This is a genomic window from Bradyrhizobium sp. CCBAU 51745, assembly GCF_028128715.1.
Classification (GTDB): Bacteria; Pseudomonadota; Alphaproteobacteria; order Rhizobiales; family Xanthobacteraceae; genus Bradyrhizobium; species Bradyrhizobium manausense.
The window spans coordinates 154512-176456 of record NZ_LBJP01000082.1 but is presented as its reverse complement, the minus strand read 5'-3'; the positions used below and the strand labels follow the sequence as shown (position 1 = coordinate 176456).

The window sequence follows — 21945 nt, the reverse complement described above, 5'->3', positions numbered from 1 at the left end:
TGCGGCCGCCGACTGGCGCGTGGCTGCCGTCGGCGGCTCCGGAGTCATGATGCTCACCGGCGGGGTCGACGAGGCGCTCGGGAACTCGGCATTGGTCGGCTTGCCAGACGGCATCGATGGCGGCAATGCCGCGATCGGATTGGGCGGCAGCGCTCCTGGCGCCGCTACAGGCGAATTCCAGGTCGGCGCATAGCGCGCGACCAGCTGATCATAGAGATGGGAATCCATATTGGCCGCGACCTGCTGCTGATCCGTCAGCGAGCGGAACGCGGCGCAATCGAACTGGGTGCAGCCGTCGCGGCGGACCAGCACCTGCGCCACGAGGCCGAATCGATCGCGCTCCAGCGCCTTGCGCAGCACCTTGGTGTCGAGCGTCAGGCTCTTGTCGGCGGTCGCGGCATCGCCAAGCGCGGTCAGCCGATCGATCCGGGCCGCGGTATAAGCCACTGCGGCTGCCGCCGTGTCAGGCGCGCCGAACAATGCCCTCTCGCAGCCGGCGGCCACGGCATCGCCGGCGAGATCGTCGAGGCAGGCCAGCGCCGGGAGGGTCGCGGTGACAGTGGCTTGCGTGCGGGCTTCGGCCGGAGCCGCCTGCCCCACCGGTCCGTAGATCTTCATGGTGGCGGCCATCGCGATGCCGATCGAGAGCAGCGTGATGACGGTCAGCGCGCCGTTGGCGACGGATTTCTCGGCGCGCAGCAGCGTTATCAGCATGATCAATCCGAAGAAGCCGGCAGCCGCCAGCGTCAACCACATCGGGAAAGATGGCGAGCGCCAGGTTTGGTCGAGCGACGAGGCCCAGGCCCAGTTCATGCGCGATGTCCCCTCACGCGAGCAAAGAGCTGATGGTCAAGCGAGCACCGCGAGTCGGCAACTGCCCCCGGCCCACCTTGCGGAGGTGAAGCGGGCCTTTTGACGGCGAGCGGCGCAAATTCGTCCGCGATGTCAACGCGCAGCTAGCGTCAGCGCATTACGACAGCGCGAGCTGGCTTTCCTTGGCGACCCGTTCGAAGGCCTCGGTGGAGCTCTTGATCCGGTACTGGCAGTCGTCGCCTTCCGTCGGCAGCAGGCGAATGACCTCGTATGAGCCACTCGCAGCCGGGCGCGCGACGTTGCTGGCAGTGAACAATACGCGCGTTCCCACGGGGAATTTATGCTTCAACGCCCATCTCCATCACTCAAACAGCGCCGGCCGTGCCCAGGGTCCCACTGCGACGGACCGGCTGAAAACCCGGTGTGACCTATAGCACGCGATGCGGCGTTTTGGCCAGCAGTATACAACCATCGCAAACGGGACAATCCGGCAATGTTTTCAGTACGATAGTAAGGGAACCAGGCCCCCTGCGATACCGCCGGAACGCCCCGCCCTCAAGCGCCGTGAGGCAGATGGCCGTTCGGGCTTGCCTGGTCCACCGCCTTGGGCAGCTCCTGGGCCAGGATCTCGCCGAGCTGGTCAACCGGGATGTGGTAGCGCGCCGCGAGCTGGCGGACGGTGTCGTTGCCAAGCACGGCGCGGAGCTGGTCGGCCGAGATCGGCAGGTTCTGGCCATTGCCGAGCCAGGACTTCACCTGCTCGCCAAAGCCCGCCTGCTGCAGCTTTGCGACGATCGAGCCTAAGCCGCCCTGGTTGTTGCTGCCCATCACCTCGCTCAGCACGGCCGGCAGGACGGCGGCGCCGAGCTGCCCAAGCGCGCTGCGCAGTGCGGGATTGTTCTCCAGCGAGTCCAGAAGTCCCATGGCCGTCCCCTCTTCGTTATTCCCTATGATTGAGCGCCGCCGTTCGGCACGTCGTCAAGCGGCGCCCCTTCACATTTCAAGCGAGCATCAGCTTATCGGAGAACCGATATCCACGTCTCCGGCTCATGCTTTCGACTACGCGTCCTCGAACTTTTCGATGACAAGCGTTTCGGCGAGGCCATCGCGGGTCCATTCCTGGAACGCCGGCATCGCCATCATCGTATCCATGTAGGCCTTGGTCTCCGGCGTGACCTCGATGGCGTAGGTGCGGAAGCGATGCACGACCGGCGCGTACATCGCATCCGCCGCGCCGAAGCGGCCGAACAGGAACGGCCCGCCGGCGCCATAGCGGGTCCGGCACGTGTGCCAGATCTCCTCAACGCGCGCGACATTGGCCTTGGCGTCCGCCGACAGCGTCACAGGCCGCACCGGACGGTGCAGGTTCATGCCGCATTCGCTGCGCAAGGCCATGAAGCCGGAATGCATCTCGGCGCAGACCGAACGGGCAAAGGCGCGGGCCGCGACATCGTCGGGCCACAGTTTCTTCTCCGGATAACGCTCGGCGATGTACTCGATGATGGCAAGCGAATCCCACACCGTGATGTCGCCGTCGACCAGCACCGGCACCTTGCCGGCGCGGCTGAAGGACAGGATCTGCTCCTTGTCCGCGGGATTGTCGGTGTAGAGCGGGATCACGGTCTCCACGAACGGGATGTCGTTGGCGCGCAGCGCAAGCCAGGGCCGCATCGACCATGACGAGTAGTTCTTGTTGCCGATCGCGAGCTTGAGCGCCGCCATGTCTCGTGTCCTTCCGTAAATCCGTCTGTGCGGCTGCTTTTAGCGCCATCGCCTGCCGCCAATCAATCGTTGCCGCACAGGAGCGTGCATGGCAATCGTGGTGGCCCGCGAGGAGACAGATATGAGCAGGCACTGGGTCGACATCACTGCCGTCGGCTTCTTCATCATCGAGTGGCTGGTCTATGCCGCCACGCTCGAGCACTCCGCCTATGGCCGCGACAGCCTGTCGGCCCGGATGAACAGATACCGCGAAGTCTGGGTGCGCCGCCTGCTCGACCGCGAGGCGCGCATGGTCGACATGCAGATCATGGCCTCGCTTCAGAACGGCACCGCCTTCTTCGCTTCCACCAGCCTGTTCGCGCTCGGCGGCGCGCTCGCGCTGCTGCACGCCACCAACGATGCCATCACGATTCTGGCCAAGCTGCCGATCGATCTCAGCACCTCGCCCGCAATGTGGGAGCTGAAATGCGTCGGCCTCGTGCTGATCTGCGTCTATGCCTTCTTCAAGTTCGCCTGGGCCTATCGCCTGTTCAACTATGTCGCCATCCTCTATGGCGGCATGCCGCCGGCCTCGCAGCACGACACGCCGGAGGCCGAAGCCCATGTCATGCGCACCACGCGCCTGTTCGAATCCGCCGGCCGCCACTTCAACCGCGGCCAGCGCGCCTTCTTCTTCGCGCTCGGCTATCTCGGCTGGTTCGTCAGCCCCTGGGTGCTGTTCGTGACCACGGCCGCGGTGGTGGTGGTGACCTGGCGGCGGCAGTTCGCCTCCAGCGCCTGGGCCGCCATGGCGCCGGAGGTGGCCGCGGGCGATGAGGGCAAGCGCGGCCGGTGAGCCGAGCTCTTTCTATCCGCGCCGTCTCGGAGTACTGGATCGCCCGGTCCTGGTGCGCAATTGCGCACTGGCCGGGCGATGACAGCGAGCGTGTAGACGCAGACACATCGCGCGCTCGCGTCATTCCACCCGAAAACTATGACCCGAAATCCCGCGGCGTGAACGAAAGGTCCATCACCTTCCATTCCTCGTACTTGTCCGGCGGCAACATCTTGTAGGGCTGGCAGGCTTGCGTCGCACTGATCGCTGATTTCACGATGGCCACGCCCTTCGCGGACGGCGGCGCCTCGATCAGGATGGGTGGCCGCGCCAGCGTACCGTCGGTGGCCATCACCATCCGCAGCCTGATGCGCACGGCATCGGTCGGCGCGACGTCCGCCGGGAGTTTCGAACAACTTCTCAGGTGACGCCTTAGCTCGGCAATGACCTCCGGCGGCAGCTTCGCCGCGATCGAGTCCTTGGCATCGCCGCCATCATCCTTGGGGGCGTCTTTCGACGCGGGCGGCAGTTCGGGCGGCAGGCCCAGCATCACGCCGTATTTGATCGTCACATCAGGCTCCGGCGGCTGATAGGCCGGAGCGGCCGCCTGCGGCTGCGGCACCGCAGGCTGCTGCTGTGGCGCCTCGTGCGCAGCCTGCTTCTGTTGAGGCGCCAGCTTCTCCTTGGCCGCAGGCTGGGGCGATGTGTCCGGCTTATCCTTGTCGGTGAAGTCGAGCTTCGGCAGCTTCAGGTCAGAGGGCGGCTCGGACGGCTTCTCCTTCGCCTCCTCCTTCGCCTCCTTCTTGGCCTTCTCCTCTGCCTTTTCTTCTGCTTTGGCCTCTTGCTGCTTCACCTGCTCCGGCGTGACGATGTCGACCGCAACGGTCTCGGGCGGCGCGGAATGAAATGGATGGACCTCGCTGATCAGGATGATCAGCGCGACCAGCGTCAGATGCGCGATCGCCGACGCCGCAATGTCCGTCCGGATGATCTTGCGCAGTTCCATCGCCCGATCTTGGGTTGCCATCCTGCTCCTAGCATACCCAAGTTCCCCCTCAATCCCATTTCGGCGCGAAGCCGAAATCGGTCAGGCGTCCCTTGGGACTGGCCAGTGCGGCGATATCAGCCATCTCGCCATCCGAGAGCTCGAAATCGAAGATCTCGATGTTCTCCGACAGACGTTCGACGCGCGAGGTTCTGGGAATGGCAGACACATTCTGTTGCACCAGCCAGCGCAGGCAGATCTGCGCCGGCGTCTTGCGATGGGCGTGGCCGATGTCCAAGAGTGTCTGGTCGGACTTGATGCGGCCCTTGGCGATCGGGCTGTAGGCAACGAGTGCCATCCCGTGCCGGTCGCAGGCCGCCCTCACCTTCGCCTGGTCGAGATAGGGATGATATTCGACCTGGTTGCAGACCAGCGGCTCGCCTGACAGGGCGACCGCCTGCTCGATCAGCGCCACCGTGAAATTGGAGACGCCGATGTGGCGCGTGAGGCCCATGCGCTTGGCATGCGCCAGCGCGCCCAACGTCTCCTCCAGCGGCACGTGCGGATTGGGCCAGTGCAACAGCACGAGGTCGACAGCGGGAAGCCTCAGGCGCACCAGGCTCTCCTTGATCGACCGCTCGAGATCGTGGGGCGCGAAATGGTTGGTCCAGACCTTGGTGGTGACGAAGACGTCGTCGCGGCGGACGCCGGAGGCGCGCAATCCGTCACCGACCTCGCGCTCATTGTCATAGGCCTGGGCGGTGTCGATATGGCGGTAGCCCAGCCGCAGCGCCTGCTCGACCACGCGGGCGCAGGTCCGGCCGCTCAGCTCCCAGGTCCCGAGCCCGATCGCCGGGATTTTGGCGCCATTGGCCTCGACGAACAGCATGAGGAATCCTCTCTGTTGCGGCAGCCCCCGGGAGTCGTCAACGCCGTCATTATGGGCCTGGTCCGCCGGAGTGCAACGGACGAGGCTGGCTGTAGATGCGTCAGGCTTTGGCCAGCGCCTGGAACACCGTATCAGGCGAATGCGCGATCACGGCTAGCAGCGCGCGGGCGGGTCCACGCGGGGCGCGCTTGCCCTGCTCCCAATTGCGGATGGTCTCGACGGGCACGCCGAGCTTGGCGGCGAACTCCATCTGGGTCAGACAGGCGCGCCGGCGCAGATCGCGCACCCCGAGCGAGCCGGCTTCCACCGGCGGAGTTTCAACTGCAGGCTGGACCGGCTGGACGGAAAACGGCGGAACGGGAAGCTCTTGCCCATCCCGCAACTCAACGACCCGTCCGTCCGCCTTCAGCCGCAACCGCATGCTCATTCCCCCAAGCGCGAGGGAATCATGCGGGAGGTCGCTTAAGGTCGGATTAAAGATGGTCTCACCGTCATTCCGGGGCGCGCGAAGCGCGAGCCCGGAATCCATCGAGCACCGGCGCATGCGGACAGATGGATTCCGGGCTCGCGCCAAGTGGCGCGCCCCGGAATGACGGAGCGGACACGGGTCTTACTTCAGCCCGAACCACAGTGTCGCGATGCCGAGGAAGGAGAAGAAGCCGACCACGTCAGTCACCGTCGTCACGAACGTGCCCGAGGCCACGGCCGGATCGGCCCTGACGCGTTCGAGCGCCATCGGGATCAGGATGCCACCGAGCGCGCCGGCGACGAGGTTCACGATGATCGCAAGCCCGATGACGACACCGAGGCCCGGGATCTTGAACCAGGCCACCGCGGCGATGCCCGTGATCACCGCAAAGCCGATGCCGTTGACGAGACCGACCAGCGTCTCGCGGATCACCACGCGCCAGGCATTGGAGGAACCGAGCTCGCGGGTGGCGAGCGCGCGCACGGCGACCGTCATGGTCTGGGTCGCGGCATTGCCGCCCTGGCTCGCGACGATCGGCGCCAGCACGGCGAGCGCCACCATCTTCTCGAGCTGGCCCTCGAAAAGGCCGAGCACGGACGAGGCCAGGAAGGCGGTGGCGAGGTTGATCAGCAGCCAGTTGAAGCGGCCGCGCGCAATGGTGAGAAAGGTGTCCGACAGCTCTTCATCGCTGGTGACGCCGCCGAGCGCCTTGAGGTCCTCGTCGGCCTCCTCCTCGATGACGTCGACGACGTCGTCGACGGTGATGACGCCAACGAGGCGATCCTGGGTATCGAGCACGGGGACTGCAACGAGATTATACTTGCCGAACATGCGCGCCACCTCCTCCTGGTCCTCCAGGACGGAGACGCGACGGCGATCCTCGTCGGTCAGCTCGGTCAGCGGCACCGGGCGGCGGGCGCGCAGCAGCACGTCGAGCGGAACCGCACCCTGCCAGTGCTGGTCCTTGTCGACGACGTAAATCTCGTAGAACCGGTCAGGCAGATCGGGCGTGTCGCGCATGTAGTCGATCGCCTGCCCGACCGTGAAATCCTGCGGCACGGCGATGAACTCGGTCTGCATGCGCCGGCCGGCGGAGTTTTCCGGATACAGCAGGCTGCGCTCGAGCGCGACGCGCTCCTTGAGCGGCAGCTTCTCGAGGATCTCTTCCTGCTCCGCCTCGTCGAGGGTCTCCAGCAACTCGACCGCATCGTCGGATTCCAGTTCGCGGACACCTTCGGCTACCGTTTCCGGCGGCAGCTCGTCGAGGATTTCCTCGCGAACGCTCTCGTCGACCTCGTTCAGCGCGGAAAAGTCGAAATCGGCGCCGGTCAGCTCGACCAGGCGGACGCGGTCGTCGGGCGCAAGCGCCGCGATGAGATCACCGAGGTCGGCCTCGTGCAGCTCGGCGACGCAGGCGCGCAGCGCAGCGCTGTCGGCGGCCTCGATCGCATGGGCAATTTCCTCGACGAATTCATGCCTGATTTCGCCCTCTTCATTGCGCATGGGGACGTGGTCGAGTACCAATGCCTCGGCGGAAGCAGCGCCATCGATCTGTTCATCCATGGGAACGCCTCGCCGTTTCACAGGTTTGATGGTTTGGGCTGACGGTGAGGGCAATACCCACAAGACAATCGCGAGCGCAATGGTAAAGATGCATCGGCCGAAATGGACCTCGATCACGACGGGCTTGGCTCTCGCCGGCCTCACGGTGATCGGCGCGGCCCGGGCGGCGGATTGCCCCCGGAGCGATGCACTCGGCACCTCGCGGATCCTGAGCGTCGATGCCAAGACCACGCCACGCGTTGGCCTGAAGAGCTTTCCGCAGACGCTGCCGCTTGAAGATCACGAGGTGGTGCTGACCTTTGACGACGGTCCGCGTCCGCCCTCGACGAACAAGGTGCTGGCGGCGCTGGCGCACGAATGCGTGCGCGCGACCTTCTTCCTGGTCGGCCGCAGCGCCACCGAATTCCCTGATCTCGTCAAGCGCATCGCCCGCGAGGGTCATACCATCGGTCATCACACCTGGTCGCATCCGTACATGGCGCGTATCCCGGCTGATACGGCGAACTACGAGATCGACCACGGCATCGCCTCCGACGAGAAGGCATTGCACGGGGTCTCGACCACGACACCGTCGACGCCGTTCTTCCGCTTCCCCTATTTCGAGTCCACGCCGGCCCAGCTCGACATGCTCGAGCACCGCGGCATCGTCGTGTTCGGCGCCGATTTCTGGGCCAGCGACTGGAACGACATGACGCCGGCGCAGGAACTCAAGTTGATCACCGACCGCGTCACCGCCGCCCGCAAGGGTATCATCCTGTTCCACGATGCCCAGGCGCGCACGGCCGCCATGATGCCGGACTTCCTGCGGTGGTTGCGGGAGAATGGCTATCGCGTGGTCCATATCGTACCGGCGGGCACATCCCAGAAGAACGCCGACGCGCATTGATGCCGGAATGTCACGGCTGACCAAATTGGGGTGATTTGAGCCCTATTAACATTCTGTTCATACTACGCCATGCAATGATTGAGGGGCGCCTCGGGCGGGAAAGGTCTTGGCACCTGAACCGTTTCCCGATGTCTCCGACCTACCGATATCGCAGCCAATGTAGATGAGGGCAGACGGGGTTTCATGATCGGAAGTAGCGTTGTTTTTCGGGCGCGATCGTGGACCGTCCTGCTGCTGGGCTCGCTGACCATCGCGTCGCCGGCTGCCTTCGCAGCCGACTGCCCGGGACACCCCGATGCGCTCGGCACATCGCGCACGCTCGTCGTCGACCCGCACGAGCATCCACGCATTGGCACCATGCAGTACCGGGAGACGCTGCCGCTCAGGGATCACGAGGTGGTGCTGACCTTCGACGACGGTCCGCTGCCGAAATATTCCAACCAGGTGCTCCAGATCCTCGCGGGCGAGTGCATCAAGGCGACGTTCTTCATCATCGGGCAGCAGGCCAAGGCCAATCCGGAAGGCGTGCGCAAGCTGGTCGCGGCGGGCCACACCGTCGGCACGCACAGCATGACCCATCCGCTGACGATGGACAGGATGCCAATTGACAAGGCCGAGGCCGAGATCAACGGCGGCATCGAGTGGACGTCGGCGGCAATGACGGACCCGTCCAAGTTGGCGCCGTTCTTCCGCATTCCCGGCCTGATGCGCGCTGACGGCGTCGAGAACTATCTGATCTCGCGCGGCATCCAGGTGTGGAGCGCCGACTTCCCGGCGGACGACTGGCGCCACGTCTCGCCCGATCGCGTCTACCAGCTCGCGATCCAGCGGCTGGAGGCCAAGGGCAAGGGCATCCTGCTGCTGCACGACATCCAGCCGCGCACCGTGGCAGCGCTGCCCAAGATCATCCGCGACCTCAAGGCGCGCGGCTATCGCATCGTGCATGTGGTGCCCGCGACCGCCGACCAGCCGGCGACGCCGACCACGCCGGTGGAATGGCTGCTGCATCCGCCGACGGAGACGACGCCGATCGCGCGCTGGCCTCAAGTGCCGAATTTCGTGTTCGCGCAGACCGCGACGCTGCCGGCGCCGGGTCTTGCCGATCTCAACGCCGAGACCGCGCACCAGCCGCGGGTGCTGCCGCGCAAGACCATGGCGCAGGCCGATGTCGCCTCCACCCTGCCCGCGCCCGGCCGCGATCTCTTCGCAATCCCCGAGGGCTCGGTCGAGGTGCTGCTGTCGACGACCCTGTCGCGGCGCGCCGCGACGCGGCTCGCGATGGCAGCAGAGACGCCGCATGCCGGCAAGGGCAAGGCAGGCAGAATTCAAGCCCGTCGGACGGCTGCGTCCTCCGCGCCGAAGCACGCGGCTCAGGCCAAGGGCACGGCGTCCCGCCCGACCCGGCTCGCCACCAGCCTGAAGAAGCGGGCCTGAGCTAAGCGCGTTACTGCCGCATGATATTGGCGACGCAGAGCAGCACGATCAGCGCCAGGAAGAACAGGTCCATATAGGACTTGAGCTCGCCGTCACGGCGCAGCCGCGCAACGTCGGTCACGATCTGCTTGCGTGCGCTGCTCCCGCCCGAGCCGTCATTGATCGGCGCCTGAAGGCGCTTGGTCTCGGCCTCCAGCTTCTCGATCTTCTGGAAGAAATAGAACGCCCGCAGCGTCGAGGCTGCGCGCATGCCGGCATAGACCAGCACCAGGATCGCGAGGACCGCCCGGTTCTGGTACTTCTCCATGAAGTTCAGGCTGAAATAGACCAGCGCCATGAACGCAAAGTTGGTCAGGAATCGGTAAACGAAGCTTAGAAAGACCATGCTGGCTCCAGCCGAGAGAGGTCGCGCAAGGCCCGTCTACGCCAATATTGTATCAAGAAGCCCATCGCCCGCGCGCCGCCGCCTTTTAGCCACGCGCCGCCATAATGCAAGCGAGAGCGCGCGCCGCCGCCGCCCAGTGCTGCTCGATGGAGATTCAAGGAAAGCTACGGTAGACTGCTGCCGCCGCTGATGCGTGAGGTCTGCCGATGCCGAAGAAGGGAATCACGGGCCACGACGAGTGGGTTCTGACCGAGGCGCTCGCCACCGCCCTGGTCGCGCTGGAGCAGCTCGAGGCCAAGCACCAGCCGAGCGCGCACATGGACGACATCCGCAAGATGCTGTCGCACGGCAAGGAGCCGAACGCCGTGAGCCTGCACTTGGCCCAGGCCAAATGCCGCCTGTTCCCCGATCTCGACCCGCTCGAGATCTACCGGGAATACGGGATCGGCGAGGAATATGGCTGAGAGGCCCGAGCGGGCCGCTGGCTTCCAGGAATGAGATTTGAAAGTGGTGCGCTCGGAGGGACTCGAACCCCCACGGTGTTACCCACTGCCACCTCAAGGCAGCGCGTCTACCAGTTCCGCCACGAGCGCTAGGAGATACCGGCCTGAGGTCTTGAGGCTGGCCGGATCAGCGGCCGCCGATCTAACAAATCCATCAGGGGGATACAAGCCTGCAAAGGCGGGGAATTCCACAGGCCTGGCAGGAAAGTCTTATCCCCGCCCGGATCGGCCCTATCCGGCTGCGAATGCGTGCCCCGGCCGCTATCGGCTCCCGGGCGTCCGCGGCAGCATCTGCTTGACCTCGACCGCGATCCTGTTGCGGTCGACCAGCACGACGCCGGAAGCTACAGGCAGATTATTGGCGAGAACCTTGACCTCGTCGGCCTCAGTTGCGTCCAGCTCGATGATGGCGCCGCGGGAAAGACGTAATACTTGATGGATCGGCATGGTGGTCGTCCCGAGGACGACCATGAGATCCACGGTGACTTTATCGAGTGTGGGCACTGTCAGGACCGCCGCAACTGGAGAACGATACCTAGGGACTTGGCATTTGCTCCCCAGATGATCACCACGTTATGGTTAGCCAATGGTTAATTCGTCGCAAAACCCCCGCCAGAACAAGCGCCAAGAGCTCGATTTGACGTCGTTTTCCGCCGCCGGCGGCGAGCCCGTCGAGTGGCGAATCTCGGATAGCCCCGTACCCTATCCGGATGCGGTGGCCGCCATGGAGGCCCGCGTCGCCGCGATTGCGGCCGGCGAGGCGCTGGAGCTGGTCTGGCTGCTCGAACACCCCCCGCTCTACACGTCAGGCACATCAGGCAAGGCGACCGACCTGCTCGATTCCCGCTTCCCGACCTTCGCGACCGGGCGCGGCGGCCAGCTGACCTATCACGGCCCCGGCCAGCGGGTGGCCTACATCATGCTCGACCTCAAGCGCCGCCGGCCTGATGTCCGGGCCTATGTCGCGAGCCTCGAAGAGCTGATCCTGAAGACGCTCGCCGCCTTCAACGTGCGCGGCGAGCGGCGCGAGGACCGGGTCGGCGTCTGGGTGAAGCGCCCGGACAAAGGGGCGGAGCACGAGGACAAGATCGCGGCGATCGGCGTGCGGCTGAAGCGCTGGGTCTCGTTCCACGGCATAGCCATCAATGTCGAGCCGGAGCTGGAACACTTTGCAGGCATCGTACCCTGCGGCGTCACTGACGCCCGCTACGGCGTCACCTCGCTGGTCGATCTCGGCCAGCTCGTGACCATGGCAGATGTCGACGTCGCGTTGCGGCAGTCGTTTGAAGAACTGTTCGGGACGACCCGCGCGATGCTGCCGGAAGCCGCCGCCTGATGCATTCCTGTTGGCGATGAGCTGCTGCACGTTCTCCACGCGCGCGGAATCAGTTACGCTTGCATCAGGTGCCGCCCACGCCTCCCCCCTCCGCCGGGAAAGTAGAGATCATGCCGGGCGACTAAGCCATCGGACCGACTGTTCGAGCATCGGGCATAAGGAGGGATTGCGCTTTCCGCTCGCATCAGGAGGTTCTGACGATGAAATTGTCTGCGCCTATCTATCATCTCAAGCGCAAAGCAAAGCGCCTGTCCCGCGAGCAAGGCATCCCGCTCCACGACGCGCTCGACCGCATCGCCACGACGGAAGGGTTTTCCGCCTGGAGCTTGCTCGCGGCGAAAGCCGCGGCGACAACGCCGGCCATCAGGCTGTTTCCGCAGGTCCAGCCGGGCGACCTCGTGCTGGTCGGGGCGCGGCCCGGTCAAGGCAAGACGCTGATGAGTCTCGAGCTCGCCGTGGAGGCGATGAAATCAGGCCAACGCGCCGCGTTCTTCTCGCTCGAATACACCGAGAAAGACGTGCTCGATCGCCTGCGTGCGATCGGCGTGGAGCCTGTGCAGTTCGACAAGCTGTTCGAGGTCGATTGCTCCGATGCCATCAGCGCCGACTACGTCGTCAAGCAGATGGCCACAGCGCCGCGCGGCACGGTCGTGGTCATCGACTATCTGCAACTGCTCGATCAGCGGCGCGAAAACCCTGATCTCACCGTTCAGGTGCGTGCGCTAAGATCCTTCGCGCGCGACAAGGGGCTGATCGTCATCTTCATCTCGCAGATCGACCGCTCCTATGATTCCTCAACAAAGCCCTGCCCTGACATCAGCGACGTCAGGCTGCCGAACCCGCTCGACCTGAAGCTGTTCGACAAGACCTGCTTCATCAACAATTCCGAGATCGAGTTCCGGGCCGCAAGCTGACCGGCGAGCCGCGGGTGAGATCGCTCACCCGCGGCTCGAAGGCTTCACGCCGCCTTCAGCGACACGCAAGCTTGCCGGCGATGTAACGCCGCTCCTGGGTCAGGCCGCCAAAGCCGTAGGCATCGCCCTTGACCTCGTCGACATGCAAGTACGTCTCCGGATGCAGCGGCCCCAGAATCTCGGCCATGCGTGTGAACATCGCGGCGAGATAGGCCGCCTTCTCGTCCTTGGTGTTGGTGCCTTCGCTGACGTGGATGTCGATCCAGTAGCTGGCGAGCTTCTGCTCGGCGAGCGACTTGCCGCCGGCGAACCAGTCGTCGGCATCGACCGACTTCACGATGATGGCGGTCACCGTGGGATCCTTGTGCAGGATTCTTGCGGTGAGCTCGGAGACGGCGTTCGCGATGTCGGCCTTCAGCGAGGGCGACTGGCGGGAGGTGCTGTAGGATACGGTGATCAGGGGCATGGTTGTTCTCCTCAGATGCCGCTGAACTTGCGGCGTTGGTGAGAAAACTAGACCTTCCGCCGTCATATTGATATCTTATCTCAGATGATACCAGTGATAAAGGTTTGTAATGAAGCCCATCCTCGACATCACGACCGTCCAGGCCTTTCTGCTGGTCGCCGACCTCCAGAGCTTCACCCGCGCCGCCGAAGCGCTCGGCACGACGCAGGCTGCGGTCAGCCTCAAGCTGCAACGGCTGGAAACGCTGCTGGGCAAACGTCTCGTCGAGCGCTCGCCGCGCGCGGTCCGGCTCACCGCCGACGGCACTGGCTTCCTCGATCGTGCCCGCGCGCTGATGGCGGCGCACGACCGCGCGCTGTCGGGCGACGCACCGGCCGCGCAATCGCTCTCCCTCGGCATCTCCGATCATGCCGCCGGCCCCGAGCTGGTGCCGCTGCTCGAACGGCTGCACGCGATGTCGTCAAACCTGACGCTTGCCGTCACCATCGGCTTCTCACGCGAGATGCAGGAGGCCTATGACGCCGGCGAGCTCGACGCGGTGATCGTCCGCCAGGAGGGCAGCCGCCGCGGCGGCGAGAAGCTCGCCGAGGACGAGTTCGGCTGGTTCGCGTCGCGACGCTTCACGCTGCCGAAGGGCGAAGCGTTGCCGCTGGCAACGCTCGCCCCGCCCTGCGGCGTCCGGGCGATTGCCGTGCGGGCACTCGACAAGGCCGACCTCCCCTGGCGCGAACGCTTTGTCGGCGGCGGCGTGACGGCGGTGGTCGCAGCCGCGCTTGCCGGGCTTGCGATCGCCCCGCTGGCACGCCGGATCGCGCCTCCCGGGCTGGTCGATATCGGTCCCACTCACAAGCTCCCGAAACTCGGCAGCTCGAAGGTGATGCTGCATTCGAAGGTCAGCGATCCCGCAAAGCTGACCGCGCTGCGCGCGGTGGCGGCGACGTTCCGGAGCGCGGCGGCTTAACGCCGCGAGCATCTACAAAATCGCCTCGAACGCGCTGCGCAGCGTCTCATGACGGAACACGAAACCGCGGCTCAGCGCCTTGTTCGGCAGCACGCGCTGGCCGCCGAGCAGCAGCTCATCGGCAAGGCCGCCGCCGATCCGGCGGAGCAGGCCACCGGGGATGCGAAACACCGCGGGTCGACGCAACCGGCGGCCGAGCTCCTCGGTGAACTTTGCATTGGTCACCGGAATCGGCGCGGTCGCATTCACGGGCCCGGTGAGATCGGGTGTCGCGATTACATAGGCGATCAGCCGGATCAGATCGTCGCGCTCGATCCAGGACATCCATTGCCGCCCGGTGCCGAGGGGACCGCCGAGCCCGAACTCGAACGGCGTCAAGAGGCGCGTGATGAAGCCGCCTTCGGTGCCGAGCACGAGGCCGATGCGCAAGAAGACCACGCGGACGCCGAGCGCCTCCGCCGGCCGCGCCGCCTTCTCCCAGGCCGCGCACAGCTCATGGCTGAAGCAGGCGTGAGACTTGGCGGACTCCGTGAGCACCTGGTCGGCCCACAGACCATACCAGCCGATCGCGGAGCCGCTGACCAGGACCTCCGGCTTGCGTTCGAGCCTTGCGATCAGCTTCACGACCTCGCCGGTGATGTCGATGCGCGAGCCGATGATCCTGGCGCGCTTGGCCTCGGTCCACAGGCCGTTGCCGATCGGCTCGCCGGCGAGATTGACGACGGCGTCGATATGCGTATCGGCTGGGAGCTGATCAAGGCTGGTGATCAGCGTCACCGGGGGCGGCAGCATCTCGGCCTTCGCAGGATTGCGGATCAGCGCAATGACGTGGTGCCCTGCTCCGCTGAGGCTCGCTGCAAGACGGCTGCCGATGAAGCCGGTGGCGCCGGTGATGAGGACGGTCTTGCGGCCGGGCAGCTTCTCGACGAGACCGTCCGTAGGAGCGCTTCGCAGGCGGCCGAGCCGGCGCATCGCGGCAAAATCCCGGATACCGCAGAGTGTCGCGCCAACCGCGCAGGCGGTCGCAGCGATGCTGAGCAGGCCCTGATAGACGACGGTGACGCCAAAGGACCGCATGGCCCAGGCGATCAGCAGCGGCAGCAGCAGCACCAGGATGGCGCCGTAATTGATCGCAAGCAGCGTGTGATTGATCCGCTCGCTCGGCGGCAGCTTGCGACTCAGATCCTCCTCGACGAAATCCATCAGCGTGATGACGATCTCGGCAACCAGCACCGCGACGATCAGCAGCGCCAGCACGCCATAGACCTCGAGCCAGCCCAGTATGAGGAACAGCAGCGCATAGAGCATGTTGCGGATGCCGTGCAGCTTCAGCTCAAGACGCTGCGACGGACGCCAGGCCAGGCGCTCGGTGAACTCGTGATGATAGAAGGTGTCGAACACACCCATCATGATCTGGATGGCGATGAGCGTCCACAACAGCGGCGTCATGACACGGCCTCCCTGAACAATGCTGATTGGTGGATCAGCGCGCCGTAACGCGGATGAATGACATCGAGGGTGAAGCGGAAGGCGCCCTCGCCGAGATCCCGATGCGTCACGGTGAGATCGCCCGGCGCGAGCCATCGCGGCAGCGGGATCCAGAGGCGTCCGAGCTGAAGGCCGTAACCGGCGCTGCGGAAGGTCAGCGTCTCACCCTCGACCGCGATGCGCAGTGCTATCGAGACGCCGAAGCCGACATATTCCTCCAGTCCGGTAGGGCCGGCGAAACGCTTGGCCGAATGGATCACCTGCGGAAAGCCGCGCTTGCGCGCGCAGATCCGGGTCCAGGTCTGACCGCCTGTCGTACCGTCCTCGGTGACGGTCACGATCATGGGCACGCCGGTGTCGCGCCCCGTGGGAAGTGGCCCGCCGATCAGGCGCGCGGCTTGCGCGAACCACCAGCCGATGTCGCTGAAGGCGACCTCGTCGACCACGCCGGCATAGACCACGCTGTCGCCATCGGCGACGCGCTTGGAGAAGCGCCGCCAGGTCGCGAGCGGCAGCCGGCCCCAATCCTCGTCCGACAGCAATGTGCGGAAGCGCCGATCATCGAGCAGTTTGATGTGAGCAGTGGTTGGTGCGTTGGAGCCTGATAATCGAGCCGACGTCATCGCACCCTCCTCAAACCTATTTGGCTTTGCCCAGCGGCAGCAGGTTGGCGATCTTCTCGCCAAGCCGCATCAAGGCGACCAGGCGCGGCCGCGGCACTTTCAGCATCTGCATGAACCAGTGGTCTGCGAGCTCGGTGAAGGCGAGCATCTCTTTCAGCCGTTTGCTCGCGACCGGATTGATGGTCGGATCGTCGGCCGCATCGGTCACGCAGGCCCGCAGCGCCGTGATCGCGGGATCGAACTCGCGCTCCTTGCGCCGCGCCGCGATACGCGTTGCGACCTCCCAGATGTCGGTCTCCGCCTCATAGTGGTCGCGGCGGTCACCGAGGATCGGCACGCGCCGGATCAGGTTCCAGGCGAGCAGCTCCTTCAACGAATTGGAGACGTTGGACCTGGCCATGCCGAGCGTGTCGGCGATGTCCTCCGCGGTCATCGGCGCCTCGGCGAGATAGAGCAGCCCATGGATCTGACTGACCGAGCGGTTGACGCCCCACTGATCGCCCATGTCGCCCCAATGCAGGATGAAGCGCTCGACGGCGGCGGGGAGTTTCTTCTTTCCGGTTATTTCTGTCATAACAGAAATATCTGACGACATCGACCCGCGTGTCAAGCACTTGTCGAAGCCTTCCCACCTGCATACCGTCCGCAACATTTGCCTAAAAACCTCTCAGCAGATGGGAACCAAAGGCCCTTCAAGGCGTTTGCTCCGGTCGAGGCGGGGTACGTAATGGTCAAAAAGTCCAGTCAACAGAGAGACTTGTTCGAAAGCGAACGGAGTTTCCGGCTGTTGGTTGAAGGAGTCGCGGACTACGCGCTCTACATGCTCGATCCCAATGGGATCATCACGAGCTGGAACATTGGCGGGGAGCGGATCAAGGGCTATTCGCCCCAAGAGATTCTCGGCCAGCATTTCTCGCGCTTCTATACCGAGGCCGACCGGGCCAACGGCAAGCCGGCCCGTGCGCTCCGCATCGCCCGCGAGCAGGGCCGCTACGAGGAGGAAGGCTGGCGCGTCCGCAAGGATGGCACCTTCTTGTGGGCCAGCGTGGTGATTGACCCCATCTACGAGAACGGAGCCCTGGTCGGTTTCGCCAAGATCACGCGCGACATCACCGAGCGGCGCAATGCCCAAATCAGGCTCGAGGCGATGCAAACACAGCTTGCCGAGTCGCAAAAATTCGATGCGCTCGGGCAGCTCACCGGCGGCGTCGCCCACGACTTCAACAATCTCCTGATGATCATCAGCGGAAGCCTTCACATCCTCAAGAAGGGCGATCCCGAGGATTCCAGGTTCCAGCGCGCCATCTCGGCGATCGAGACCGCCGCCAAGCGGGGCGCCGCACTGACCGGCCAGCTATTAACCTTCGCGCGGCGGCAGAGCGTCAATCCGCAGGCGATCCATTTGGCCGACCGCATCGAGGCGATCCGCGAAGTGCTTTACGCCGGCGTCGGCAGCGCGGTTCATCTCGCCTTCGACATCGAGCGCGAGGTCTGGCCCGTCAAGGCCGACATCTCCGAGTTCGAGACGGGACTGCTCAATCTCGTCATCAACGCACGCGATGCCATGCCCGACGGCGGCACGGTGACGATCGGCGCGCACAACATCGTCCTCGACGATCCGCTCCATAACGGCGAATACGTCGCCATCACCGTCAACGATACCGGGCTCGGCATCCCCTCCGACGTCGTCGACAAGATTTTCGAACCGTTCTTCACGACGAAGCCGGTCGGAAAAGGCACTGGCCTCGGCCTGTCGCAGGTGCACGGCTTCGCGCATCAGGCTGGCGGCACGATCAAAGTCGCAAGCGAGCTCGGCAAGGGCACGACCTTCACCATCCTGTTGCCGCGCGAAACCACGACCGCGTCGAACGAGACGCCAGAGGCGGCGACGGTGCGCGGCAGCGGCACGGTGCTGCTGGTCGAGGACAATCCCGATGTCGCACTCGTCAGCACCGGTCTGCTGGAACAGCTCGGCTACAGCGTGCGCCGGGTTGCAGATGCCGAAGCGGCGCTGCGCGAGCTCGAGAGCGACGGCGTCGACTTCGTGTTCTCCGACATCGTCATGCCCGGCAAGATGGACGGGCTCGGCCTGGCCCACGTCCTGCGCCAGACCCACCCCGACCTGCCGATCCTGCTCGCCAGCGGCTACAGCGAAGCCGCCGCCGGCGTCCGCGGCGACTTCCCGATCCTGCGCAAGCCGTATGAGATCCACGAACTGAGCGAAGCGATTTCGAAGCTGCCGCGGTGATGATCGCTTCGCGCGCTTGAGGCACGTGGATGCCCGGGACATCTAGCGCGAAGACACGCTTCGCGCTTTTGCCCGGGCATGACGATCTTTTTTGAAGCTACACCGTCGGCAACACCGAGAATGCCTCCCCTGCCCGGCGCAGGTTCAGTTCATCGATGCTGGCCGTCTCGCTGGTCACGCTGTCCACGCGCGATGATGGCGGACCGTGGCGGCACAGCGCGACCATGTCGGCGACATGCTTCGGCGCGCCCGCGAACAGCGCTTCGACGCTGCCGTCGCGGCGGTTGCGGACCCAGCCTTCGAGGCTGCTCGCGGTTGCCTGGTATTCGACCCAGGCCCGATAGCCGACGCCCTGCACGCGCCCACGGATCATCACCTGGAGGATCGCCCGGCTCATCTTTTCAGTCCAAGGAGATCGGCGCTGCGCACTTTGACATCGGCCTCGCGCATGACGCGACTGGTCAGCTCCGCCGACGGCAATCCCTTCAGCGCCTTCGGCGGCGTGCCCTCGCGCAACGCTCTCTGGACGTCGTAGACCGCCTGTATGGCAGCCGCGATCGGCGCGTGGCCCTGCAGCGCGATGCGCACGCGTTGGCCCGCGAGATAGTCGATCGCGTTCAATTCGTCCGGTGCACCGCCGAGCACGATGGGCAGACGCGTGGCGCCGGCGATCGCCTCGAGTTCGGCGCGTGACTTGATGCCGGTGAAGAACAATGCGTCGACACCGGTCGCCTCATAGGCTCTGGCGCGACGGATCGCATCCTCGACCGAGGTGATCGAGGCAGCGCCGGTGCGGCCCATGATGACCAGCGAGGGATCGCCGCGGCCATCGAGCGCGGCCTTCATCTTGCCGACGCCCTCCTCCAGGGAGATCAGCTGCGCCTTGGCCTCGCCAAAGGCCGCCGGCAACAGCGTGTCCTCGATGGTGAGGCCGGCGGCGCCCGCCGTCTCCAGCTCCTGCACCGTGCGGCGCACGTTGAGCGCATTGCCATAGCCGTGATCGGCATCGACCAGCACCGGCAGGCCTGCGGCACGCGACATCCGGCGCATCTGCTCGGCAAGCTCGGTGAGTGTGATCAGCGTGACATCGGGGTCGCCGAGCACGGCGAGCGAGGCGACCGAGCCGCCGAACATGCCGAGCGGAAAGCCGAGATCCTCGGCAATGCGGATCGAGATCGCGTCATAGACCGAGCCGGGATGGACGCAGTTGGGGCCCGAAATGATCGAACGCAGTTTCTCGCGGCGGGAACGAAAGGCCATGGTGCCCTCTCACACTATTGCGACGCAGCCGCAACATACTCCGTCATTGCGAGCGCAGCGAAGCAATCCAGAGTCTTTCCGAGGGAGGCAGTCTGGATTGCTTCGCTGCGCTCGCAATGACGATGTTGGTGGGGCCAGCAGGGCCCCACTCACACACTTACGCAAACTCCAGGATCAGCGCGTCCACCGCGAGCGTCGCGCCGGCGCTGGCGTGGATCTTCTTCACGGTGCCGTCCTGCTCGGCGCGCAGCACGTTCTGCATCTTCATGGCTTCGACCACGGCCAGCGTCTCGCCGGCCTTGACCTCCTGGCCTTCGGTCACTGCGATCGAGACGATGAGCCCGGGCATCGGACAGAGCAGCTTCTTGCCGGTGTCGGAGGCCGCCGTCACCGGCATCAGCCGGGCGGAGGCGGCTTCGGCTTCGGTCCAGACATAGACCGGCACCTCGACGCCCTGATGCGCGAGGCGAATGCCGTTGGCGATCGGGCGCGCCTGCACCGCAACGAAGTGGCCGTCGATGGTGCCCTGCCAGACCGGGTCACCCGGCTTCCATGGCGACTGCAACAGATGCGCCTTGCCGGCCGTGCCGTCGGCATCGACGAAACGGATCGCGATCGCATCGCCCTCGCGGGCAATCTCGAGCGGAATCTCCTGGCGGTCGAGCCAGACCGCGCGGCGGCGTTCGCGCTGCACGACGCGCCCGCCCATCTGGCCGGAGATCTGCCGCTTGCGCTCACCCAGCACGTGATCGATGGCGGCGCCTACCGCGGCGATGCGACGCGCGACCTCGCCCTCGGGCACGCGCACGGAAAAGCCCTTGGGGAATTCTTCCGCGATGAAGCCGGTCGACAGATTGCCTTCGCGCCAGCGCGGATGGTGCATCAGCGCGGACAGGAACGGGATGTTGTGCCTGATGCCGTCGACATAGAACGAGTCAAGCGCGGTCGCCTGCGCCTCGATCGCGGCCGCACGCGACGGCGCGTGGGTGACGAGCTTGGCGATCATCGGATCGTAGTGGATCGAGATCTCGCCGCCTTCCTGCACGCCAGTGTCGTTGCGCACCGTGATGCCGTCCTTGCTCACCTCCGCCGGCGGGCGGTACTTCACCAGGCGCCCGATCGAGGGCAGGAAGTTGCGGAACGGGTCCTCGGCGTAGAGGCGCGACTCCACCGCCCAGCCCGTGAGCGTGACGTCCTTCTGCGCGATGGCGAGCTTTTCGCCGGCGGCGACGCGGATCATCTGCTCGACGAGGTCGACGCCGGTGACGAGCTCGGTGACGGGATGCTCGACCTGGAGACGCGTGTTCATCTCCAGGAAGTAGAAGCTCTTGTCCTGCCCGGCGACGAATTCGACCGTGCCGGCGGAATCATAATTCACGGCCTTGGCCAGCGCGACCGCCTGCTCGCCCATCTTGCGGCGGGTGGCCTCGTCGAGCAGCGGCGACGGCGCCTCCTCGATGACCTTCTGATTGCGGCGCTGGATCGAGCACTCGCGCTCGCCGAGATAGATGACGTTGCCGTGCTTGTCGCCCAGCACCTGGATCTCGATGTGGCGGGGATCGACGATGAACTTTTCGACGAAGACGCGATCGTCCCCGAACGAGGCTTTTGCTTCCGCCTTGGCGAGATTGAAGCCTTCTGCGACCTCGGCCTTGGAATGAGCGATGCGCATGCCCTTGCCGCCGCCTCCGGCGGAGGCCTTGATCATGACGGGGTAGCCGATCTCGTCGGCAATCCTGACCGCGTGCTTGTCGTCCTCGATGACGCCGAGATAGCCCGGCACGGTCGAGACCTTGGCTTTGGCAGCCGCCTTCTTGGATTCGATCTTGTCGCCCATCGCGGCGATCGCGCCGGGGTTCGGGCCGATGAAGACGATGCCGGCGGCTTCCAGCGCGCGCGGAAACGCCTCGCGCTCGGACAGGAAGCCATAGCCGGGATGCACGGCCTCGGCGCCGGTCTTTTTGCACGCCTCGACGATCTTCTCGATCACCAGATAGCTCTCGGCCGCGGCCGGCGGGCCGATCAGGACGGCCTCGTCGGCCATCTCGACATGGAGGGCGTCGCGGTCGGCCTCGGAATAGACGGCAACCGTCTGAATTCCCATCTTGCGGGCGGTCTTGATGACCCGGCAGGCGATTTCGCCGCGGTTGGCGATCAGGATGCGTTTGAACATGATTTTCTTGAGC

Annotated in this window: 25 protein-coding genes and 1 tRNA gene; 8 read left to right on the top strand and 18 right to left on the bottom strand. The window is 65.2% G+C overall.

Features of this window, described 5'->3' with window-relative positions:
* The 4 genes from XH98_RS23680 to XH98_RS23665 form a co-directional block, all read right to left on the bottom strand.
* A partial coding sequence (locus XH98_RS23680) for a hypothetical protein (protein ID WP_271620086.1) occupies positions 1 to 813 on the bottom strand: 813 nt, incomplete at its 3' end.
* A gap of 157 nt (positions 814 to 970) precedes the next feature.
* The gene (locus XH98_RS23675; RefSeq protein ID WP_026312695.1) at positions 971 to 1162 is read right to left on the bottom strand and encodes a hypothetical protein; all 192 of its coding nucleotides are present in this window, start codon (positions 1160 to 1162) and stop codon (positions 971 to 973) included.
* A 206-nt stretch (positions 1163 to 1368) separates the two neighbouring features.
* A complete protein-coding gene (locus XH98_RS23670) occupies positions 1369 to 1737 on the bottom strand; it encodes a YidB family protein (RefSeq protein ID WP_271598837.1) in 369 nt (122 codons plus the stop codon).
* A 135-nt stretch (positions 1738 to 1872) separates the two neighbouring features.
* The gene (locus XH98_RS23665) at positions 1873 to 2535 is read right to left on the bottom strand and encodes a glutathione S-transferase family protein (RefSeq protein WP_057751492.1); all 663 of its coding nucleotides are present in this window, start codon (positions 2533 to 2535) and stop codon (positions 1873 to 1875) included.
* Positions 2536 to 2656: 121 nt separating this feature from the next.
* Here XH98_RS23665 and XH98_RS23660 point away from each other — a divergent pair, with 121 nt between their 5' ends.
* Positions 2657 to 3370, top strand: a complete 714-nt coding sequence (locus tag XH98_RS23660) for a DUF599 domain-containing protein (protein ID WP_271620093.1) — start codon at positions 2657 to 2659, stop codon at positions 3368 to 3370.
* 136 nt (positions 3371 to 3506) lie between these two features.
* Here the strand turns inward: XH98_RS23660 and XH98_RS23655 are convergent, their stop codons facing one another.
* The 4 genes from XH98_RS23655 to mgtE form a co-directional block, all read right to left on the bottom strand.
* Positions 3507 to 4355: a hypothetical protein gene (locus XH98_RS23655; RefSeq protein ID WP_271598940.1), complete on the bottom strand. Its 849-nt coding sequence runs from the start codon at positions 4353 to 4355 to the stop codon at positions 3507 to 3509.
* A 49-nt stretch (positions 4356 to 4404) separates the two neighbouring features.
* Positions 4405 to 5223 carry an aldo/keto reductase gene (locus tag XH98_RS23650; protein ID WP_271620085.1) on the bottom strand — a complete coding sequence of 273 codons (819 nt, stop codon included), beginning with the start codon at positions 5221 to 5223 and terminating at the stop codon, positions 4405 to 4407.
* Between the two features lie 100 nt (positions 5224 to 5323).
* Positions 5324 to 5650, bottom strand: coding sequence for a helix-turn-helix domain-containing protein (locus tag XH98_RS23645; protein WP_271620084.1), 327 nt, complete (start codon positions 5648 to 5650; stop codon positions 5324 to 5326).
* A 183-nt stretch (positions 5651 to 5833) separates the two neighbouring features.
* Positions 5834 to 7255, bottom strand: coding sequence for a magnesium transporter (mgtE, locus tag XH98_RS23640; RefSeq protein WP_271620083.1), 1422 nt, complete (start codon positions 7253 to 7255; stop codon positions 5834 to 5836).
* Between the two features lie 79 nt (positions 7256 to 7334).
* On the opposite strand from mgtE, the gene XH98_RS23635 reads away from it, so the two are divergent.
* Together XH98_RS23635 and XH98_RS23630 are read left to right on the top strand one after the other, a co-directional pair.
* Positions 7335 to 8141 (top strand): polysaccharide deacetylase family protein, encoded by an 807-nt coding sequence (locus XH98_RS23635; RefSeq protein ID WP_271620082.1) that lies wholly within the window; start codon positions 7335 to 7337, stop codon positions 8139 to 8141.
* A 183-nt stretch (positions 8142 to 8324) separates the two neighbouring features.
* A complete protein-coding gene (locus XH98_RS23630; protein ID WP_271620081.1) occupies positions 8325 to 9575 on the top strand; it encodes a polysaccharide deacetylase family protein in 1251 nt (416 codons plus the stop codon).
* Between the two features lie 10 nt (positions 9576 to 9585).
* On the opposite strand, the gene XH98_RS23625 is transcribed toward XH98_RS23630, so the two are convergent.
* A complete protein-coding gene (locus tag XH98_RS23625) occupies positions 9586 to 9960 on the bottom strand; it encodes a hypothetical protein (RefSeq protein ID WP_057751504.1) in 375 nt (124 codons plus the stop codon).
* 206 nt (positions 9961 to 10166) lie between these two features.
* On the opposite strand from XH98_RS23625, the gene XH98_RS23620 reads away from it, so the two are divergent.
* Positions 10167 to 10424 carry a hypothetical protein gene (locus XH98_RS23620; RefSeq protein ID WP_271598843.1) on the top strand — a complete coding sequence of 86 codons (258 nt, stop codon included), beginning with the start codon at positions 10167 to 10169 and terminating at the stop codon, positions 10422 to 10424.
* A gap of 44 nt (positions 10425 to 10468) precedes the next feature.
* Here the strand turns inward: XH98_RS23620 and XH98_RS23615 are convergent.
* Positions 10469 to 10553: transfer RNA gene (locus XH98_RS23615), tRNA-Leu, on the bottom strand.
* A 171-nt stretch (positions 10554 to 10724) separates the two neighbouring features.
* Positions 10725 to 10967 (bottom strand): FliM/FliN family flagellar motor switch protein, encoded by a 243-nt coding sequence (locus tag XH98_RS23610; protein ID WP_057751563.1) that lies wholly within the window; start codon positions 10965 to 10967, stop codon positions 10725 to 10727.
* Between the two features lie 82 nt (positions 10968 to 11049).
* Between XH98_RS23610 and lipB the strand changes: the two genes are divergently transcribed.
* Positions 11050 to 11799: a lipoyl(octanoyl) transferase LipB gene (lipB, locus tag XH98_RS23605; protein ID WP_271620080.1), complete on the top strand. Its 750-nt coding sequence runs from the start codon at positions 11050 to 11052 to the stop codon at positions 11797 to 11799.
* 200 nt (positions 11800 to 11999) lie between these two features.
* A complete protein-coding gene (locus XH98_RS23600; protein ID WP_271620079.1) occupies positions 12000 to 12713 on the top strand; it encodes a DNA helicase in 714 nt (237 codons plus the stop codon).
* 55 nt (positions 12714 to 12768) lie between these two features.
* On the opposite strand, the gene XH98_RS23595 is transcribed toward XH98_RS23600, so the two are convergent.
* Positions 12769 to 13179 (bottom strand): tautomerase family protein, encoded by a 411-nt coding sequence (locus XH98_RS23595; protein WP_271620078.1) that lies wholly within the window; start codon positions 13177 to 13179, stop codon positions 12769 to 12771.
* A gap of 109 nt (positions 13180 to 13288) precedes the next feature.
* Here XH98_RS23595 and XH98_RS23590 point away from each other — a divergent pair, with 109 nt between their 5' ends.
* Entirely contained in the window at positions 13289 to 14140 is an 852-nt protein-coding gene (locus tag XH98_RS23590) for a LysR family transcriptional regulator (protein WP_271598847.1), read from the top strand.
* A gap of 12 nt (positions 14141 to 14152) precedes the next feature.
* Here the strand turns inward: XH98_RS23590 and XH98_RS23585 are convergent, their stop codons facing one another.
* The 3 genes from XH98_RS23585 to XH98_RS23575 are packed head-to-tail and all read right to left on the bottom strand — an operon-like array spanning position 14153 to position 16825.
* Positions 14153 to 15589, bottom strand: a complete 1437-nt coding sequence (locus XH98_RS23585; protein ID WP_271620077.1) for a TIGR01777 family oxidoreductase — start codon at positions 15587 to 15589, stop codon at positions 14153 to 14155.
* On the bottom strand, positions 15586 to 16251 hold the full coding sequence (locus XH98_RS23580) for a DUF4166 domain-containing protein (RefSeq protein WP_271598848.1): 666 nt from the start codon (positions 16249 to 16251) through the stop codon (positions 15586 to 15588). Before XH98_RS23580 ends, XH98_RS23585 begins: the two co-directional genes overlap by 4 nt.
* A 16-nt stretch (positions 16252 to 16267) precedes the next feature.
* Positions 16268 to 16825, bottom strand: coding sequence for a GbsR/MarR family transcriptional regulator (locus XH98_RS23575; protein ID WP_271598849.1), 558 nt, complete (start codon positions 16823 to 16825; stop codon positions 16268 to 16270).
* A gap of 153 nt (positions 16826 to 16978) precedes the next feature.
* Here XH98_RS23575 and XH98_RS23570 point away from each other — a divergent pair, with 153 nt between their 5' ends.
* Positions 16979 to 18499 carry a PAS domain-containing sensor histidine kinase gene (locus XH98_RS23570; protein ID WP_271598850.1) on the top strand — a complete coding sequence of 507 codons (1521 nt, stop codon included), beginning with the start codon at positions 16979 to 16981 and terminating at the stop codon, positions 18497 to 18499.
* Positions 18500 to 18596: 97 nt separating this feature from the next.
* Here the strand turns inward: XH98_RS23570 and XH98_RS23565 are convergent, their stop codons facing one another.
* From XH98_RS23565 to XH98_RS23555, 3 genes are all read right to left on the bottom strand, one after another.
* Positions 18597 to 18896: an acylphosphatase gene (locus tag XH98_RS23565; RefSeq protein WP_271620076.1), complete on the bottom strand. Its 300-nt coding sequence runs from the start codon at positions 18894 to 18896 to the stop codon at positions 18597 to 18599.
* Positions 18893 to 19759 carry an isocitrate lyase/PEP mutase family protein gene (locus XH98_RS23560; protein WP_271620075.1) on the bottom strand — a complete coding sequence of 289 codons (867 nt, stop codon included), beginning with the start codon at positions 19757 to 19759 and terminating at the stop codon, positions 18893 to 18895. The genes XH98_RS23565 and XH98_RS23560 overlap by 4 nt, the downstream gene beginning before the upstream one ends.
* Before the next feature lie 157 nt (positions 19760 to 19916).
* On the bottom strand, positions 19917 to 21932 hold the full coding sequence (locus XH98_RS23555) for an acetyl-CoA carboxylase biotin carboxylase subunit (protein WP_271620074.1): 2016 nt from the start codon (positions 21930 to 21932) through the stop codon (positions 19917 to 19919).
* Positions 21933 to 21945: the final 13 nt, after the last annotated feature.